The 17353-nt window shown below is 65.1% G+C and carries 16 protein-coding genes; 5 read left to right on the top strand and 11 right to left on the bottom strand.

Annotated elements, in window-relative coordinates:
• Positions 1-50: 50 nt before the first annotated feature.
• The 5 genes from ACFWP0_RS00780 to ACFWP0_RS00760 form a co-directional block, all read right to left on the bottom strand.
• On the bottom strand, positions 51-1391 hold the full coding sequence (locus tag ACFWP0_RS00780) for an ABC transporter substrate-binding protein (RefSeq protein ID WP_377839059.1): 1341 nt from the start codon (positions 1389-1391) through the stop codon (positions 51-53).
• A gap of 137 nt (positions 1392-1528) precedes the next feature.
• Complete coding sequence (locus ACFWP0_RS00775; protein WP_377839058.1) at positions 1529-2593, bottom strand: branched-chain amino acid ABC transporter permease; 1065 nt, start codon at positions 2591-2593, stop codon at positions 1529-1531.
• A gap of 24 nt (positions 2594-2617) precedes the next feature.
• Entirely contained in the window at positions 2618-3547 is a 930-nt protein-coding gene (locus ACFWP0_RS00770; RefSeq protein WP_377839056.1) for a branched-chain amino acid ABC transporter permease, read from the bottom strand.
• A gap of 11 nt (positions 3548-3558) precedes the next feature.
• Positions 3559-4356, bottom strand: coding sequence for an ABC transporter ATP-binding protein (locus ACFWP0_RS00765; protein WP_377839055.1), 798 nt, complete (start codon positions 4354-4356; stop codon positions 3559-3561).
• A gap of 5 nt (positions 4357-4361) precedes the next feature.
• A complete protein-coding gene (locus ACFWP0_RS00760; protein ID WP_377839054.1) occupies positions 4362-6338 on the bottom strand; it encodes an AMP-dependent synthetase/ligase in 1977 nt (658 codons plus the stop codon).
• Between the two features lie 169 nt (positions 6339-6507).
• Between ACFWP0_RS00760 and ACFWP0_RS00755 the strand changes: the two genes are divergently transcribed.
• From ACFWP0_RS00755 to ACFWP0_RS00745, 3 genes are all read left to right on the top strand, one after another.
• A complete protein-coding gene (locus tag ACFWP0_RS00755; protein WP_377839052.1) occupies positions 6508-7215 on the top strand; it encodes a Crp/Fnr family transcriptional regulator in 708 nt (235 codons plus the stop codon).
• A 64-nt stretch (positions 7216-7279) separates the two neighbouring features.
• Positions 7280-7741 (top strand): MarR family winged helix-turn-helix transcriptional regulator, encoded by a 462-nt coding sequence (locus ACFWP0_RS00750; protein ID WP_377839051.1) that lies wholly within the window; start codon positions 7280-7282, stop codon positions 7739-7741.
• Positions 7742-7925: 184 nt separating this feature from the next.
• On the top strand, positions 7926-8351 hold the full coding sequence (locus ACFWP0_RS00745) for an organic hydroperoxide resistance protein (RefSeq protein WP_171666877.1): 426 nt from the start codon (positions 7926-7928) through the stop codon (positions 8349-8351).
• A 523-nt stretch (positions 8352-8874) separates the two neighbouring features.
• Here the strand turns inward: ACFWP0_RS00745 and ACFWP0_RS00740 are convergent.
• The 6 genes from ACFWP0_RS00740 to ACFWP0_RS00715 form a co-directional block, all read right to left on the bottom strand.
• Positions 8875-9597, bottom strand: a complete 723-nt coding sequence (locus tag ACFWP0_RS00740; RefSeq protein WP_377839049.1) for an ABC transporter ATP-binding protein — start codon at positions 9595-9597, stop codon at positions 8875-8877.
• Positions 9598-9615: 18 nt separating this feature from the next.
• Entirely contained in the window at positions 9616-11538 is a 1923-nt protein-coding gene (locus ACFWP0_RS00735) for an ATP-binding cassette domain-containing protein (RefSeq protein ID WP_377839048.1), read from the bottom strand.
• Positions 11539-11541: 3 nt separating this feature from the next.
• Positions 11542-12414, bottom strand: a complete 873-nt coding sequence (locus ACFWP0_RS00730) for a branched-chain amino acid ABC transporter permease (protein ID WP_057285726.1) — start codon at positions 12412-12414, stop codon at positions 11542-11544.
• A 142-nt stretch (positions 12415-12556) separates the two neighbouring features.
• Positions 12557-13720, bottom strand: a complete 1164-nt coding sequence (locus ACFWP0_RS00725) for an ABC transporter substrate-binding protein (RefSeq protein ID WP_377839046.1) — start codon at positions 13718-13720, stop codon at positions 12557-12559.
• 330 nt (positions 13721-14050) lie between these two features.
• Positions 14051-14992 (bottom strand): LysR substrate-binding domain-containing protein, encoded by a 942-nt coding sequence (locus tag ACFWP0_RS00720; RefSeq protein WP_377839044.1) that lies wholly within the window; start codon positions 14990-14992, stop codon positions 14051-14053.
• Between the two features lie 145 nt (positions 14993-15137).
• On the bottom strand, positions 15138-15770 hold the full coding sequence (locus ACFWP0_RS00715; RefSeq protein ID WP_377839043.1) for a LysE/ArgO family amino acid transporter: 633 nt from the start codon (positions 15768-15770) through the stop codon (positions 15138-15140).
• 149 nt (positions 15771-15919) lie between these two features.
• Here ACFWP0_RS00715 and ACFWP0_RS00710 point away from each other — a divergent pair, with 149 nt between their 5' ends.
• Entirely contained in the window at positions 15920-16819 is a 900-nt protein-coding gene (locus tag ACFWP0_RS00710; protein ID WP_377839041.1) for a LysR family transcriptional regulator ArgP, read from the top strand.
• Between the two features lie 18 nt (positions 16820-16837).
• On the top strand, positions 16838-17329 hold the full coding sequence (locus ACFWP0_RS00705; RefSeq protein WP_377839040.1) for a copper chaperone PCu(A)C: 492 nt from the start codon (positions 16838-16840) through the stop codon (positions 17327-17329).
• Positions 17330-17353: the final 24 nt, after the last annotated feature.

Below are 17353 nucleotides of genomic sequence, written 5' to 3'. Positions count from 1 at the left end.
TGGGGTTGGGCGGGCGCGGGCCCCGAGCTGGGGCCGGCCGCCGGTTCACATCAGTTCTCGCAAGTGCGGGGCGTGATGTTCTTTTCCTTGGCGTACTTGGCCGCGGATTCCTTCACCATCGGGTCCAGGATCGCCTTGTCGGCCTGGTACCAGTCGGAGGCGACCTTGAACTTCGCGCCGTCCCACTGCACGATGCGGGCCCAGTCGTCGCCCTTGTGGTTGCTGCACGAGGTCTTGACCGGCCGCATGATCTGGCCAAAGCCCAGCTTGTCGAGCTTTTCCTGCGTCAGGTTCAGGTTCTCGAAGCCCCAGCGCACCTGCTCCGGCGTCAGCGCCTTGCCCTTGCCGAATTTCTCCTGCGCGGTGCGGATCGCTTCGACCTGCAGCATCGAGATCATCATGCCGCGCGTATGGGCGATGGTGCCCAGCGTGGTCTTGCCCGACTTGTCCGAGCCCTGGCCCTTGTCGTAGACGAACTTCTTGAGGTCGTCATAGACCTTGTCGGTGTCGGCGCCGCTGTTGTGCACGGTGATGGCGTTGTAGCCCTTGGCGACATCGCCCAGGTCCTTGACGTCGCCTTCGGAGCCGGCCCACCAGATGGCGTACATCTTGTCGCGCGGATAGCCGCTGGCCTGCGCCTCGCGGATGGCGGTGGGCGTCATGATGCCCGCGCTCCACAGCAGCACGTAGTTCGGGCGAGCCTGGCGGATCTGCAGCCAGGTGGACTTCTGCTCCACGCCGGGGGCGGTCACCGGATACAGCACCAGTTCGAAGCCTTCCTTGGCCGCGCGCTTCTGCAGGAGCGGAATCGGCTCCTTGCCGTAAGGCGAGTCGTGGTAGACCAGGGCGATCTTCTTGCCCTTGAGCTTGTCCATGCCGCCTTCTTTCTTGGCGATGTCCTGGATCATGACGTCGGCCGCGGTCCAGTAGGTGCCCAGGAGCGGGAAGTTCCACTCGAACACGCTGCCGTCCACCGATTGGGACAGGCCGTAGCCCATCGTCTCGACGGGCACCTTGTCGACCATGGCCTTGTCGCTCACGGCGAAGGTGATGCCGGTGGACTGGGTGTCGAAGCCGGAAGCGCCCGTGCCCTTGCCCTTCAGGCGTTCGTAGCATTCCACGCCGCGGTCGGTGGCGTAGGCGGTTTCACATTCTTCGTACGTGATCTTGACGCCGTTGACGCCGCCATCGCGTTCGTTGACGAGCTTCAGGTAGTCCAGCTTGCCGTCGGCCCAGGGAATGCCCAGCGGCGCGAACGACCCGGTGCGATACACCAGCAACGGAACGAACTGCTCTTCGGCCGCCATTGCCGGCGTGGCCACGGCGCCAACGGCGCCGGCTGCGGCCACCAGGGCTGCCGCCAACTTCAGGTTAAGACGCTTCATCTCCATTTACCTCCTGCGTGGTGCTTGGGTCAGTAAACCCTGGGACACCGGGATTGGCCCGGTCTTGAGCCGGGTATTCAGGATGTGGGCCGGGCGGTTGTGCCGCCGCGGCCCGCAGAAATCAATGCGAAATCAAAATGCGGTCAATGCGGGAACGGCCAGATCCTCAGCTTTTCCTTGCCGATGCTCCACAGCCGCGCCAGGCCATGGGGCTCGGCGATCAGGAAGAACACGATCAGCGCGCCGAACACCATGTGTTCGATGTGCGCCGCGGTGTCCACCGACAGCGGCAGGCCCAGCATGTGCGGGATATTGGACAGCGCCACCGGCACCAGCACGATGAAGGCCGCGCCGAAGAAGCTGCCGATGATCGACCCCAGTCCGCCGATGATCACCATGAACAGCAGCTGGAACGACCGCGTCAGGTCGAACGCCAGCGGCTCCCAGGAACCCAGGTGGATATAGCCCCACAAGGCGCCGGCCACGCCGACGATGAACGAGCTGACCGCGAACGCCGTGAGCTTGGCGTACATGGGACGGATGCCGATGACGGAGGCGGCCACGTCCATGTCGCGGATCGCCATCCATTGGCGGCCGATGGCGCCGCGCACCAGGTTCTTGGCCAGGAGGCTGAAGACCACCACCAGGATCAGCACGAATAGGTACTTCTGCATGGCGGTCTGCACCGGCAGGCCGAAGGCCGTCAGCGGCGGCACCGACACGTTGCCGGACGACGAGTAGTTGGTGAAGAAGGGGATGCGCAGGAATGCCCAGTCCACGAAGAACTGCGCGGCCAGCGTGGCCACCGCCAGGTAAAGGCCCCGGATGCGCAGGCTGGGTATGCCGAAGATCACGCCCACGATGGTGGCGAAGAAACCGCCCAGCAGGATCTGGATGACCAGCGGCATGCCGGGAAAGCGCACTCCGAAGTTCCACGCCGCGTAGGCGCCCACCGCCATGAAGGCGCCGGTGCCCAGCGAGATCTGGCCGCAATAGCCCACCAGGATGTTCAGGCCCACGGCGGCCAGCGCCAGGATCAGGAACGGGATCAGGATGGCGCGCAGCAGGTAGTCGCTGGCCATCGCCGGGATGGCGATGAACGCCACCGCCAGCAGCAGCCAGATGAAGACGCGGTCCTGGCGGATCGGAAAGATCTGCTGGTCGGCGCGATAGCTGGTCTTGAATTGGCCGTTTTCGCGATAGAACATGTTTTATCCTTTGGGCTAGGCGGCTTAGACGCGATCGATGATCTTCTCGCCGAACAGTCCTTGCGGACGGAACAGCAGGAACACCAGCGCCAGCACATAGGCGAACCAGATTTCGATGCCGCCGCCCACGAGCGACCCCAGGTAGACCTCCGACAGCTTTTCCCCGACGCCGATGATCAGGCCGCCCAGGATGGCGCCCGGCACCGAGGTCAGGCCGCCCAGGATCACCACCGGCAAGGCGCGCAGCGCCGCGGTGGACAGCGTGAACTGCACGCCGAACTTCGATCCCCAGATGATCCCCGCCACCAGCGCCACCAGGCCCGCCACGCACCACACGATCACCCAGATGCGGTTGAGCGGAATGCCGATGGACTGCGCGGCCTGGTGGTCGTCGGCCACCGCGCGCAGGGCGCGGCCGGTCGAGGTGTACTGGAAGAAGAGGGCCAGCGCCGCCACCAGCAGCGCGGCGATGACGGCGGCCGTCAGGTCTTCAAGGTTGATGAGCAGCCCGCCTTCGAAGACGGAGTCCAGGATCATCAGCGGATCCTTGGGCATGCCCACGTTGATGGAATACACCGAGCTGCCGAACGTGATCTGCCCCAGGCCGTCCAGGAAGTAGCTGATGCCCAGGGTGGCCATCAGCAAGGTGGTGGCCTCCTGGTTGACCAGGTGGCGCAGCACGAAGCGTTCGATGGCGACCGCCAGCAGGAACATCATGATGGCGCTGACGATGAACGCCAGCACGTTGGCCAGGATCATGTTGTCAAAGCCCAGCCAGCGCGGAATCCACTCCGAGAAGCGCGCCATGGCCAGCGCGGCGACCAGCACCATGGCGCCCTGCGCAAAGTTGAAGACGCCCGATGCCTTGAAGATCAGCACGAAGCCCAGGCCGATCAGCGCATACATCATGCCGCTCATCAGGCCGCCCAATAGGGTCTCTAGAAAAAATCCCATGTCTGTCCGCCTCAGTGCGACACGCCGAGATAGGCGCGTATGACGTCTTCGTTGGCTCGAACCTCGTCGGGCTTGCCGTCGCCGATCTTCTTGCCGTAGTCCAGCACCACCACGCGGTCGGAGATGTCCATGACCACGCCCATGTCGTGTTCGATCAGCACGATGGTGGTGCCGAACTCGTCATTCACGTCCAGGATGAAGCGGCTCATGTCCTGCTTTTCCTCGATGTTCATGCCGGCCATCGGCTCGTCCAGCAGCAGCAGGCGCGGCTCCATCGCCAGCGCGCGGCCCAGGTCCACGCGCTTTTGCAGGCCGTAGGGCAGGCGGCCGACCGGCGTCTTGCGGTAGGCCTGGATCTCCAGGAAGTCGACGATGTTCTCGACGAATTCGCGGTGCTGGATTTCCTCGCGCTCCGCGGGCCCCAGGCGGAACGCCTGCGCGAGCAGCCCGCTCGTCATGCGCAGGTTGCGGCCAGTCATGATGTTGTCCAGCACGCTCATGCCCTTGAATAGCGCCAGGTTCTGGAACGTGCGGGCGATGCCCATTTCGGCGGCGCGCCGCGGATTCATCTTGGAAAAGCGTTCGCCGCGGAATTCGATGCCGCCCTGCTGCGGCGTGTAGACGCCGTTGATGACGTTGAGCATCGAGCTCTTGCCGGCGCCGTTGGGGCCGATGATGGCGCGGATCTCGTGTTCGCGCACGTTGAAGGAAATGTCCGTCAGCGCCTTGACGCCGCCAAAGGACAGGGAGATGTTCTGCATGTCCAGCATGACATCGCCGATACGCTGGTCGCGGTCGTTGTTGCTCATGATCTCTACGCGGCTCGGGCGGTTATGGCGGGAAACGTCTTGACCGGGCGGATCTTCAGATCCGCCGAGATCTTGCCGCTGCGTCCGTCTTCGAATTTCACTTCGGTCTCGATGAACTGCGACTGCTTGCCGCCAAAGAGCGCATCGATCAGCACGCCGTACTTCTGCGCGATGAAGGCGCGGCGCACCTTGCGCGTGCGGGTCAGTTCGTCGTCGTCGGGGTCCAGTTCCTTGTGCAGGATCAGGAAGCGGCTGACCTGCGAGGCCGACAGCTTGGGATCGGTGGCGAGGTCGGCATTGACCTGCTCCACGCATTCCGCGATCAGCTGGTAGACCTCGTCCTTGGCCGCCAGGTCGGTGTAGCCGGCATAGGCCAGGCCGCGCCGCTCGGCCCAGTTGCCCACGGCTTCCAGGTCGATGTTGATGAAGGCGCACACGTCCTCGCGGTCGGCGCCGAACGCCACCGCTTCCTTGATGTGCTGGAAGAACTTGAGCTTGTTCTCGATGTACTTGGGCGCGAACAGGCTGCCGTTGGCGAGCTTGCCCACGTCCTTGGCGCGGTCGATGATCTTGAGCTGGCCGTCCGTGTCCAGGTAGCCGGCGTCCCCCGTGTGGAACCAGCCGTCGGCGCTGCGCGCCTCGGCCGTGGCGTCCGGGTTGCGGTAGTACTCCTTGAACAGGCCCGGGCTCTTCACCAGGATCTCGCCGTTGTCGGCCACGCGGATCTCCACGCCCTCGACGGGCGGGCCGACCGTGTCGTCGCGCACCTGGCCGTCGGGCTGCACGCAGACAAAGACGGAGGTTTCCGTGGACCCGTACAACTGCTTCAGGTTGATGCCGATCGAGCGGTAGAAGACGAACAGGTCGGGGCCGATGGCCTCGCCCGCCGTATAGGCCACGCGCACGCGGCTCATGCCCAGCGCGTTGCGCAGCGGGCCGTAGATCAGCACGTTGCCCAGCGCGTAGCGCAGGCGGTCCCAGGCGTTGACGGACTCGCCGTCCAGGATCCGGGTGCCGACGCGGCGCGCGAGCTTCATGCAGGCCGAGAACAGCTTGCGCTTGATGTAGCCCGCGTCTTCCATGCGGATCATCACATGCGTCAACAGGCCTTCAAGCACGCGCGGCGGCGCAAAGTAATAGGTGGGGCCGATGTCGCGCATGTCGATCGACACGGTGTCGGGCGATTCGGGATGGTTCACCGTGAAGCCGGTGACCAGCAGCTGCGTGTACGAGAACATGTTCTGGCCGATCCACGCGGGCGGCAGGTACGCCAGCACGTCTTCCTGGTCGGTCAGCTTTTCCATGTCGGACACTGCGCGCGCGCGGTCGATCAGCGCATGGTGCGTCAGCACCACGCCCTTGGGCTTGCCCGTCGTGCCCGAGGTATAGAACATGGCGGCGGGATCTTGCGGCTGCACGGCCGCGACGGCGCGCTGGAAGAAGTCGGGATGCTGCGCGGCGTACTGGCGGCCCTGTTCCTCAAGCTGCTCATACGACAGCAGCATCGGGTCGGAGTAGTGGCGCAGGCCGCGCGGATCGTCGAACACCACGCGCTTGAGGGCGGGGCATTGGCCGCGCACCTCGATCATCTTGTCGACCTGCTCCTGGTCCTCAACCACGGCGACGCTGATCTCGGCGTCCTGCAGCACATAGACCATCTCCTGCGCCACGGCGTCCTGGTAGAGCGGCACGGGAATCGCGCCCAGCGATTGCGTGGCCATCATGGCCATGTACAGGCGGGGACGGTTTTCGCCGATGACGGCGACGTGCATGCCGGGCTGGATGCCGAGCGAGGCAAGGCCATGCGCGACGTGGCGGACATGCTCCGCCACTTCGGACCACGTAAGGGTTTGCCAGATCCCCAGATCTTTCTCTCGTATCGCGGGCCGCGACCCGCGAACGTTGGCATGCGCGAACAGCAGCGCTGGAAAGGTATCCAGCGCCGCCGGCACCTGTACAGATGCGGGCGGTGAATGTGCCACGTTGTCTCCTCCGGTTTGGGCGCATCGCGCCAGGAGACCGCGGGCGCGGCAGTGGCGATGAGGTGCTTGACCAGTTGGTTTTAGATTTACGGCAGGAGTTAAGGTATAAGGTTGGGTTGCTACCAACTGTCACCATCGCGACATTCAAGGAACTTTTAGGGTATTCCCGATGCAGCTATCCGACTCCCTGCAACTCGCCGCGGCCTGGTTTCGCGTGCTCAACGCCGAGCAGCAATCGCGCGTCGAGCGGGACCTTACCGTGCAGCAGGTGGTTGCCGGATCGATCATAGAGCGCAAAGGTGAACTCGCCCAGGCTTGGATCGGCGTATTGGCGGGACTGGTCAAGGTTTCGGTGGGCAACGCCGAAGGCAAGGTGGCCTCGCTGACCGGGGTGCCCGCGGGCGGATGGATAGGCGAAGGGTCGCTGCTCAAGCGCGAAGTCCGCAAATACGACATCGTGGCCCTGCGCGAGTCGGTCGTGGCCCGGCTGCCGGGCGCCACGTTCGACTGGCTGCTGGACACCAGCATCCCATTCAACCGCTACCTGCTGCACCAATTGAACGAGCGCGTGGCGCAGTTCATCGGCAAGGCGGAGTACGACCGCCTGCTGGATCCCGACGCGCGGGTAGCACGCTGCCTGGCCGAGCTCTTCAACCCTTTGCTGTATCCGGGCATGGGCATGCGCCTGACCATTACGCAGGAAGAAGTCGGCTATCTGGCCAGGGTCTCCCGCCAGCGCGCCAACCAGGCGCTGCGCAAGCTGGAAGAGGCCGGCCTGCTGAACGTGGAATATGGGGCGGTCCGGGTGCTGAACCTGGACGGCCTGAAACAATACGGATCGGACCGCGGCGTGGTCGAGGGCGAGCAGGCCGCGTAACAAAAGCGGCATGGCATTGAAAAAACCGCTTGACGACAAATAGCGCGCTATTTAATATTGCGCAATGAAATCCAGATCCAAACCCAAGGGCGCCTTCAACCCGCTGCTGCTGGACAGCCAGCTGTGCTTCGCCTTGTACTCGACCTCGCTGGCGATGAACAAGGTGTATCGCAAGCTGTTGCGCGGACTGGACCTGACCTATCCGCAGTACCTGGTGATGCTGGTGCTGTGGGAGGGCGACGACCTTACGGTGACGGATATCGGCGACCGCCTGTTCCTGGACTCCGCGACGCTCACGCCGCTGTTAAAGCGCCTGGAAGCCGCGGGCCTGGTGACCCGCAGGCGCGCCCAGGACGACGAGCGCCAAGTGATCATCGGCTTGACCCGCCAAGGCCGCGACCTGCGCGAGCAGGCCGAAGCCGTGCCCCACTCCATCGCCGCCGCCGCCCAGTGCACGCTGGACGAGGCGCAGGGCATGATGAAGACGCTGCATGCATTGCGGGAGAAGCTGGTCGACAGTCTTTGAAGTGCAGGGTGATGCCTGTCATCATCCGGTCTAATAAATAGCGCACTATCTAGTTGTGTGCAATTTAAGTAGCAAGGTAAGCAAGCAGGTCAGAGCAGTAATCAAAAGCAAGGTAACGCCGACGCGGGAGGTCCCGCCAGGCTCGCAAGTCAACGCTATCCATTTTCAAAAAAGGAAACGCATCATGTCTATCGAAAAAGTCCTCTATCGCGCCAGCGCCACCGCAACCGGCGGCCGTGAAGGCCGCGGCGTCAGCGACGACGGCGTCCTGGACGTCAAGCTCACCACCCCGCGCGAACTGGGTGGCGCGGGCGCAGCCGGCACCAACCCCGAGCAACTGTTCGCCGTGGGCTACTCGGCATGCTTCCTGGGCGCCATGAAGTTCGTCGCGGGCCGCGACAAGATCGCAATTCCCGCGGACGTGTCGGTGAATGGAACCGTCGGCATCGGCGCTATTCCCACGGGTTTCGGCATCGAAGTGGAATTGAAGATTTCGCTGCCGGGGCTGGATCGCGCCGAAGCCGAAAAGCTGGTGGCCGCGGCGCACATCGTTTGCCCGTACTCGAACGCGACGCGCGGCAATATTGATGTGACGCTGACGATTGTCTGAGTGTTTTTGACGATCGGGGGGCTTTGAGGCAGGGCGAGCTTCGTAGGTCGCCCGGCTGCGCGGGCGGTGGGGCCCTGTGCGCTTGCGCGAATGTGGAGGATCTTTGATCCCCACACCAAAGCAGCAAAGCACGCCAACACCGAAATCCACACGCGAAGCGTCACCACCCCGACGCAAGACAACGCGTAAGCCCCCAAAGGCCGCCCGCGCGGCCGGCCGGGGGCGGGCCCTGCAAGATCCTCCACCCCACCACCAAGGGCGACCAGAATGCCAAGCACACAGCTGGTCGCGGCGGCCGTCATTCCATCGACGACCGAGCCTGGCGCGTTGGGGGCCTGCGGTGCGCGGGGCGTCGATAAGCCCGAGGGAATCTGAAGGAAGCGCCAAAGGCGCTGACGAAGATGACGACGGGGCAGCCCGGAGCGAAGGCTCCGGGCCGCAATCGCAGCCCCGCGCACCGCAGGCCCCCAACGTGACAGGCGCCTCAAGAACCCGAAAAATCAACCCACCAAACAACCCGCGCTCAATGCGCCCCTCCGAGATAAGCCGCCACCACAGCCGGATCATGCTTCAACTTATCCGCGCTGCCATGCACGGAAATCCGCCCGTTCTCCAGCACATATCCATAGTCGGCTACGTTCAGCGCCGCCGCCGCGAACTGTTCCACCAGCAGCATCGTGACTCCTTCGTCCTTCAGCCGGGCAATGATCCGGAACACCTCTTCCACCAGGATCGGCGCCAGCCCCATCGAAGGCTCGTCCAGCAGCACCAGATCCGGATTCAGCATGACGGCGCGCGCCATGGCCAGCATCTGCTGCTCGCCGCCCGACAAGGTGCCCGCCAACTGCTCGCGGCGTTCCTTCAGGCGCGGGAACAGATCCATCGCCCGGCTCAGGTCGGCCTGCACGTCGCCCTTGGGGCGGCTGCCCGTCAGGCGCGGAAACGCGCCCAGCAGCAGATTGTCGGTGACCGACAGCGTCGGGAACACGCGCCGGCCCTCCGGCGAATGCGCCAGGCCCAGGCGCGCGATGCGGTGCGACTCCAGCCCGTCGATGCGCTTGCCGCTCAGCGTGATTTCGCCCGCCGTGGGGCGGATCATGCCGGACAGCGCCCGCATCGTGGTGGTCTTGCCGGCGCCGTTGGAGCCGATCAGGGTCACCACCTTCGCCTTTGGCACCTCCATGCTGATGCCGTGCAGCACCTTGACCTTGCCGTAGCCCGCTTCCAGATTCTTGATCGATAGCATTTTGTCGTCCCCTTGGCGTCAGGCAGGCGCGCCGCCCAGATACGCCTCGATGACCTTGGCGTTGCTTTGCACTTCGTTAGGCAGGCCCTCGGCGATCTTCTGGCCGAAGTCCAGCACCGACACGGTGTCGCATACCCCCATCACCACATCCATGTGATGCTCGATGAGGATCAGCGTGATGCCGTGGTCGCGCACCTTGCGGATGATGGCCAGCAGCTCGACGATGTCGGGCGCGGTCAGGCCGGCGGCGGGCTCGTCCAGCAGCAGCAGTTGCGGGTCCAGCGCCAGCGCGCGCGCGATCTCCAGCAGGCGCTGCTTGCCGTAGGGCAGGTTGCGGGCTTCCTCGCTGGCCAGCGATTCCAGGCCCACGAACTCCAACAGCGCCATGGCGCGCGCCCGGGCGCCTTGCTCTTCGCCCTTCCATTTGGGCGTGCGCAGCGCGATGCCGGCCAGCCCCGTGGTGAAGGTGTGATGCAGGCCCACCAGCACGTTCTCCAGCGCGGTCATCTCGCCAAACAGCTGCACGTTCTGGAACGTGCGGGCGATGCCCGTCGCGGCGATGTCCGCCGGCGCCAGGCCGACGAGCGATTTGCCCGAGAACTCCACCGCGCCGGCGGTGGGCACGTAGATGCCCGTCAGCACGTTCATCATCGTGCTCTTGCCCGAGCCGTTGGGGCCGATCAGGCCGTGGATGGTGCCGCGCTTGACGGTCAGGTCCACCTCGTTCAAGGCCTTCAGGCCGCCAAACTGCATCAGCACGCCCTTGGCCGCCAGCAGCGTCTCGCCCTTGCCTGCGACGGCGTCCGGAACGGCTTCCTGCGCCTTCACCAGATCCGTCTTGACCGACAGCGCCGCGCGGCGGGTGGAGAAGAACAGGTTGCGCACAAAGCCCACGATGCCGTCGGGCAGGTAGTACACGACGAACAGGATCATGACGCCGAAGATGGTCAGGCGCCAGTCGTTCAGCGCGTCCAGCCAGTACGCGAAGATCGCCAGCACGATCGTGCCGACGACCGGAACCGCAAGCCGGCGCGGTTCGGCGCGGCCCTTGGAAACCGCGACAATGCTGCCCACCGTCACCAGGATCGCCACGCCCAGCGCGATCAGGCGGAAGGTGGCGATGTCGTCCAGCATCTTGGGCAGCAGCACGATGATGGAGGCGCCCAGCAGCGCGCCCGTGCGGCTCTTCCTGCCGCCCATGATGATCGCCAGCAGGAACAGGATGGTCAGTTCGAAGTTGTAGGTGTTGGGCGAGATGTACTGTTCCGAGTACGAATACAGCGCGCCCGCCAGGCCGGCGAAGCCGGCGCTGATGACGAAAGCGATCACCTTGTGCCGGTAGACCGACACGCCCATGCAGTCCGATGCGATCGGGCTGTCGCGCAGGGCTTCGAACGAACGCCCCAGATGCGACTTCAGGATCCGGTGCACCACGATCAGCGAGATCACCAGCAGCGCGCCCACCAGCCAGAAGTACTCGCTCTTGGTCAGGATGTGCCCGCCGATGGACGGCTTGGAGATCTTGATGCCCAAGGGCCCTTCGGTCAGGAAGGTCATTTCGTTGATCAGGATCTGGATGATGGTGCCGAACGCCAGCGTTACCATGGCCAGGTAAGGCCCCGTGACCCGCAGCGCGGGCAGGGCCAGCACGGCGCCGAACGCCGCCGCGATCACGATGGCCGCCGGAAGCGTCACCCAGATGGGCATCTGCAGATGGAAGAACAGCACGCCGGCGACGTAGGAGCCGATGCCGAACAGGCCGGCATGGCCCAGCGACACCTGGCCCGTGTAGCCCACCACGATATCGAGCCCGAACAGCAGGATCGAATAGATCATGATGGTTTCAATCAAGTGCAGGTAATACGTGTTGGTCACGCCCAGCGGCACGGCCGCCAGGCAGGCCACGGCCACGATGGATAGCAACAGGTGCAAGGGTTTCATCGCTTACACCTTCTTGATCGCGGTCTTGCCGAACAGGCCGGCGGGCTTGAAGGTCAGAACGAGCAGCAGCAACACCAATCCCGGCACGTCTTTGTACCCCGTTGAAAGATAGAAACCGGTGGTCGTTTCGGCGATCCCCAGGATCAGCCCGCCCACCACGACGCCCATCCCGCTGGACAGGCCGCCAATGATCGCGACCGCGAACGCCTTCAGGCCCAGCACCGCGCCCATGGTGGCGCCGGTCAGGGTCAGGGGCGCCACCAGGACGCCCGCGAACGCGGCGGTCAGCGACGACAGCGCATAGGAAAACGTGATCACCATGCCGGTGTTGATGCCCATCAGTCCGGCGGCGTCGCGGTCGTTGGACGTGGCGACGAAGGCCTTGCCGTAGATGGATTTACGGTTGAATATCTCCACCAGGATCATCATGCCCAGGGCGCCGAACACCACCAGCAGCTCCATGGGCAGGACGTTGGCGCCCAGCACCTGGATCGGGGCTTCGGGCAGGGGCGAGGGAAAGCGCAGGTCGTCGCGGCCCCAGATGTTCTCGGCCACGTTCTTGAAGATGATCCCCAAGGCGATGGTGGCCATGATCCAGCCGAATTCCGACCGCGCCTTGATGGCGGGCCTGACGCCGACCCGCTCGACCAGCGCGCCTTGCGCGAAGCCGAAGATGCAGACGATGGGGATCATGACCCAGTAGTTCACGCCCAGGCCGACGAGCGTGAGTCCGACGAGCGCGCCCAGCATCAGGGCTTCGCCCTGGCCGAAGTTCAGCGTGCCCGATGTGGCGAATGTGAGCTGGTATCCGAACGCAATGACGGCATAGATCATGCCTAGCGCGATACCGCTATAGATGAGCTGTAGAAGAATCATGGTGTGTGTCTTGAGGCGCTGTGTTCCGTCCCAACCCCCTTGGGCAGAACGCTGTTTTCAGGCGGCTGCATGCGCCGCGCCCCAGGTGGGGGGGCGCGGGTGGCGGCGGCCGGGCAGCCGCCGCCTTCCTGCTTGTCGGGATTTAGTTGGCCTTGACCACGCGGCCGCCCTTGACCTCGCCAATGACCACTTCCTTCGCGGTGATCGCGTCGTGGTTCTCGGAGGTGAACGGCTTGTTGTAGACCATCACCACGCCTTCGACCGGCGTTTGCAGGTTTTCCAGCGCTTCGCGCACCTTCGGGCCGTCGGTGGAGTTGGCCTGCTTGATGGCCGCGGCCAGGAGGAGGATGGAGTCATAGCCCTGGGCAGCGGACACGGCGGAGTCGATGCGGTCGTTCTTGGGCTTGAACTTGGCCAGGTAGGCGTCGATGAAGGCCTTGCGCTTGGGGGTGTCCGGGTCCTGGATGAAGGTCTGCGGCATGCGCGCGCCTTCGCCATTGGTGCCGGAATTGTCGATGTAGTTGGCCATGGCCAGCGTCCAGCTGCCGATGATCGGCACCTTCCAGCCCAGCTTGGTCATGCCGTTGGCGATCTGCGCCAGTTCGGGGCCGATGCCGTAGGTCAGCACGGCTTCGGCGCCGGCGGCCTTGGCCTTCAGCAGCTGGGCCGTCATGTCGACGTCCTTGATGTTGAACTTTTCCACGGCCACGGGCTTGATGCCCTTGCCCGCCAGGGCCTTTTCCAGGTCCTCGCGGCCGAGCTGTCCGTAGTTGGTGGAGTCGGCCAGGATCGCCACTTTCTTGAAGCCGCGGCGGGTGACCGCTTCTTCGACGATCATCGGGGCCTGGATGCTGTCGTGCGCCGCGTTGCGGAACACGTAATTGTTGGGGTATTCCGGCGCCTTGAACTGGTGCGTGATCACGCTGCCCGTGGCCACGTTGTTGAACACAGGGATCTTGGCGTCCTGGTAGAAGCGTTGCGAGGCCAGCGCCACGCCGGTGTTGATGTACCCGACGGTGGCCGTCACCTGTTCCTTGTTGATCAGCTCCTGGGCGATCTGCACGCCGCGCTCGTTCTTGGCTTCGTCGTCGCGTTCGACGGCGACCAGCTGGCGGCCGAGCACGCCGCCGTTCTTGTTGATTTCTTCAATGGCCAGGCGCACGCCGTCGCGCATGCTGACGCCCATGGAAGACGAGCCGCCGGTGTAGGGGCCGGCAACGCCGATCTTGATGGGGTCGGCGGCGTAGGACGCGGCCGATGCGGCAAATGCCAAGGTTCCTGCTAGCAGCTTCAAGCGAAAATCCATGAATGTCTCCGTTGTAATTAGTAGAACTGCGTGGAAAACCGTATGCCGGCGCCCGTCGGCGGAATGAAGTGTTGTGGCGCTCTCCTGTGTCGCGTGTCGTGACTGTCTGCTTAATCGCTTACGCGAATCTGACCCGGCGGGGTTTTTCCGCGTAAATACCTAGTACGGACGCGCGGGGTTCCTTTCATTGCGCTGAAAAGCGGCATGAGGAGGAACGGAATGGGCGGCGTGGGGCGGGCGGGAAGCCGGCAAGGGACAGTCGCGTTGGCCGCATCCTAGCCAGCGTGGCGCGGCGGCGCACGGAATTTCATTCCGCACGGGGCTGGAAATTTATTCCTGACCGGCTCGCAGGCCGCGTGGCCATTGGGATGCCTGTTTGCACACGTCGGCCAGCCATAGGGAAAACGCTTGGGCCGCGCCGCCGGGCAGACGCGAGGATTCCGTACACAGGTGGTATTGGGATTCGCCGGGGATCTCGATGTCGAACAAGCGCACGAGCTTGCCCTCGTCGAGCCATTCGGCGGCCAGGCCGCGGCGTGTGAGCGCAATGCCCTGGCCGGCGTGCGCGGCCGCCAGCATCATGCCCAGGTCCACCAGCCAGACGCCGCGCGAGGGCTCGGGCCAGTCCAGGCCGGCCGCGGCCAGCCAGGGGCGCCACGGCTCCATCGGGCAGCGCAGCAGGTCCGCGTGGGCAAGGTCTTCGGGGCGCAGAAATGGCGCCCGCGCTTTCAGGTAGGCGGGGGAGCAGACCGCGAATACCGGGTCGTCGGTGAGTTGGCGCGCATGCAGCCCGGGATACTTGCCGCTGCCAAAGCGCACCCAGACGTCGGCGTTGGGCGGCATGATGTCCAGGTACGGGATGGACAGCATGATCTCCAGTTCCACATCGGGGTGCGCGGCCGTGAAGCCGGGCAGGTAGGGGATCAGCACCTGGCGCGCGAACGTGGGCGTGGACACGACGCGCAGCGTCTCCAGCTTGCGCTCGCCGCGCTTGTGCAGCGAGGCGTCGGACAAGAGGTCCAGCGCCGTGCGCACCTGTTCCAGGTATTCGCCCCCGGCGGCGCTCAGCGTGGCGCCGCGGCTGCTGCGGATGAAGAGGGAGACGTCCAGCATTGCCTCGAGCGCGGCGATGCGCTTGCCGATGGCGCTGGCGGTGACGAACAGTTCTTCGCTGGCGCGCTCGAACGAGCCCAGCCGCGCAGCGGCTTCAAACGCCTGGATGGCGGCAAGCGGGGGCAGGCGCACGTCTTTGTTGATGGAGGGTCCGCGCATGATCGTCTGGCGGGCCGGGCGTGCGCCCGACGAAAGAGTGGCAACGGGCTGATTATAAAAGTGATCGGGCGGGCAGGCCGTGCCCATATTGCTGGAGCACCTGGGCAATCACCACCCGGTAGCCGTCCAGCCATTGGGATTGGCCCTAGACGCCCTTGACCGCCAGGCTGACCGCCAGGCCGGCCATGACCGCGGCGATGATGCCGTCCAGGATGCGCCAGGCGGACGCGCTGGCGAAGAAGCGCGCGAACAGCCGCGAGCCGATGCCCAGCACGGCCAGCCACAGCAGGCTGGCCGTGAATGCGCCGGCCGCGAATGCCATGCGGGCGTCTTCAAAGCCATGCGCGAGCGAACCGACCACCACCATGTCCAGCCAGAAATGCGGATTGAGCAGCGAAAAGCCCAGCGCGCCCAGCATGGCGGCGCGGCGCGAGGGCACCACGTCGCGCGCGGCGGCCAGCCCGCCCGTCGCGGTCCAGGCCCGGCGCGCGGATTGCACGGCGTACCAGGCCAGGAAGGCCACGCCGAACCACAGCACGGCGGTGGTCAGCCAGGGGAACCAGGACGTCAGGGCCTGCAGGCCGGATACGCTGGCGAAGATGAAGACGGCGTCGATCAGCGCGCAGATGGCGACCACGCTCAGCAGGTGCGCGCGCATCAGCCCCTGGCGCAGGATGAACGCGCTTTGCGCGCCGACGACGGCGAACAGGCCCAGCCCGGTGGCCGTGCCGCTGGCCCAGGCAGTGAGAAAGAGGGGGGATGACAAGGTGGCGAACATGATGCGTGTACCTGTGACTGCAACGCCTGTGGGCGGCGCTTTAATGACAACGCCGGGCGCTGGGGCGCTCCGGCAATGTGCTATTTTCACTTGCCGTGGATGTGAAATACAGCTAATTTTCCTTCACTATCTTAAGCAAAGCTAATCCAGTGAAAATCGATCATGGCAACTTGAGGGCGCTGGCCGCCGTGGTGCGCGAGGGCAGTTTCGAACGGGCCGCGCTGTCCCTGAGCGTCACGCCGTCGGCGGTGTCGCAGCGGATCAAGGCTCTGGAGGACCGTATGGGCCGGCTCCTGGTCCAGCGCACCGTGCCCGCCGCGGCCACGTCGGATGGCCAGGTGCTGGTCCAGCTCGCCGAGCAGACGGCCCTGCTTGAGCACGACGCGCTGAACCGGCTGGGCGTGACGGACGACGATGTGCCGCATGCCAGCATCCCGGTCGCGGTCAACCACGACAGCCTGGAGACCTGGTTTGTCGACGCGGCCCTGCAGTTCGCGGCGCGCACCCGCGCGACGCTGGACCTGCAGTCCGAAGACCAGGACCACACCGCGGCCTTGCTGCGCAACGGCTCGGTGCTGGGCGCCGTGACCACGCTGGCCGATCCGGTGCAGGGATGCCGCATCCATGCGCTGGGCAGCATGCGCTATGTGGCCACCTGCACCCCGCAGTATCACAAGCGCTACTTCTCGTCCGGCGTCAACGCGCAGACGCTGGCGCAGGCCCCCGTGCTGGTGTTCAACCGCAAGGACGCCCTGCAGGCGCGCTTTGCGCACAAGATCGCGGACCCCGCGCCGTGGCAGCCGCCGGTATGGTGGGTGCCGTCCACGCGGGCATTCGTGCAGGCCACCCTGGGCGGCCTGGGCTGGACCATGAATCCGCTGCCGCTCGTGCAGGAGCACCTTGATGCCGGTCAACTGGTGCTGCTGCGGGGGCGCGCCTGGGAAGACGTGCCGCTCTATTGGCAGCATTGGCGGGTAAACTCCGAGGCGATGGAAGCCTTGACCGACTCGGTTCTGTCAGCCGCCCGCAGCCTGGTCCGGCGGCGTTAACCCTTCAGGAGTACACCCATGAACATCCGCAAGTTCGCTGCCATTGCCGCCCTGGGCCTGTGTACGGCCGGTTCGGCGTGGGCGAAGGACTACAAGGTGGGGCAGATCGAGGTCGACGACCTCTGGGTCCGCGCCTCCGCGCCCGGCCAGGCCAACGGCGCGGGCTATATGGATATCGACAACGACGCCAAGACCCCCGACCGCCTGCTGTCGGTGAGCTCGGACGCCGCCGAGCGCGTCGAGCTGCACACGGTGCAGACCGAGAACGGCGTGTCGAAGATGCGCCAGGTCGAAGGCGGCATCGCGTTGCCGGCCGATGCCGGGGTCAAGCTCAGCCCAGGCGGCTACCACGTCATGTTCATCAAGCTGAAGGCGCCGTTCAAGGACGGCGCCAGCGTGCCGGCCACGCTGAAGTTCGAGCAGGCGGGCGAAGTCGCCGTGCAGTTCAAGGTCATGCCAGCCTCGCACAATCCCGGCATGAGCCACGATCACGGCGCAATGAAGCACTGAGCGCGTCGCGTCCGTTGCGGCGGG

This window comes from Achromobacter sp. NPDC058515 (assembly GCF_042721735.1).
GTDB lineage: Bacteria > Pseudomonadota > Gammaproteobacteria > Burkholderiales > Burkholderiaceae_B > Achromobacter.
This window is presented reverse-complemented; position numbering and strand designations above follow the sequence as displayed.

What these genes read in the sequence shown, in the direction of transcription:
- ACFWP0_RS00780 (WP_377839059.1), bottom strand. Translation starts at nt 1,391, where the DNA reads ATGGAGATGAAGCGTCTTAACCTGAAGTTGGCGGCAGCCCTGGTGGCC.
- ACFWP0_RS00775 (WP_377839058.1), bottom strand. Translation starts at nt 2,593, where the DNA reads ATGTTCTATCGCGAAAACGGCCAATTCAAGACCAGCTATCGCGCCGAC.
- ACFWP0_RS00770 (WP_377839056.1), bottom strand. Translation starts at nt 3,547, where the DNA reads ATGGGATTTTTTCTAGAGACCCTATTGGGCGGCCTGATGAGCGGCATG.
- ACFWP0_RS00765 (WP_377839055.1), bottom strand. Translation starts at nt 4,356, where the DNA reads ATGAGCAACAACGACCGCGACCAGCGTATCGGCGATGTCATGCTGGAC.
- ACFWP0_RS00755 (WP_377839052.1), top strand. Translation starts at nt 6,508, where the DNA reads ATGCAGCTATCCGACTCCCTGCAACTCGCCGCGGCCTGGTTTCGCGTG.
- ACFWP0_RS00750 (WP_377839051.1), top strand. Translation starts at nt 7,280, where the DNA reads ATGAAATCCAGATCCAAACCCAAGGGCGCCTTCAACCCGCTGCTGCTG.
- ACFWP0_RS00745 (WP_171666877.1), top strand. Translation starts at nt 7,926, where the DNA reads ATGTCTATCGAAAAAGTCCTCTATCGCGCCAGCGCCACCGCAACCGGC.
- ACFWP0_RS00740 (WP_377839049.1), bottom strand. Translation starts at nt 9,597, where the DNA reads ATGCTATCGATCAAGAATCTGGAAGCGGGCTACGGCAAGGTCAAGGTG.
- ACFWP0_RS00735 (WP_377839048.1), bottom strand. Translation starts at nt 11,538, where the DNA reads ATGAAACCCTTGCACCTGTTGCTATCCATCGTGGCCGTGGCCTGCCTG.
- ACFWP0_RS00730 (WP_057285726.1), bottom strand. Translation starts at nt 12,414, where the DNA reads ATGATTCTTCTACAGCTCATCTATAGCGGTATCGCGCTAGGCATGATC.
- ACFWP0_RS00725 (WP_377839046.1), bottom strand. Translation starts at nt 13,720, where the DNA reads ATGGATTTTCGCTTGAAGCTGCTAGCAGGAACCTTGGCATTTGCCGCA.
- ACFWP0_RS00720 (WP_377839044.1), bottom strand. Translation starts at nt 14,992, where the DNA reads ATGCGCGGACCCTCCATCAACAAAGACGTGCGCCTGCCCCCGCTTGCC.
- ACFWP0_RS00715 (WP_377839043.1), bottom strand. Translation starts at nt 15,770, where the DNA reads ATGTTCGCCACCTTGTCATCCCCCCTCTTTCTCACTGCCTGGGCCAGC.
- ACFWP0_RS00705 (WP_377839040.1), top strand. Translation starts at nt 16,838, where the DNA reads ATGAACATCCGCAAGTTCGCTGCCATTGCCGCCCTGGGCCTGTGTACG.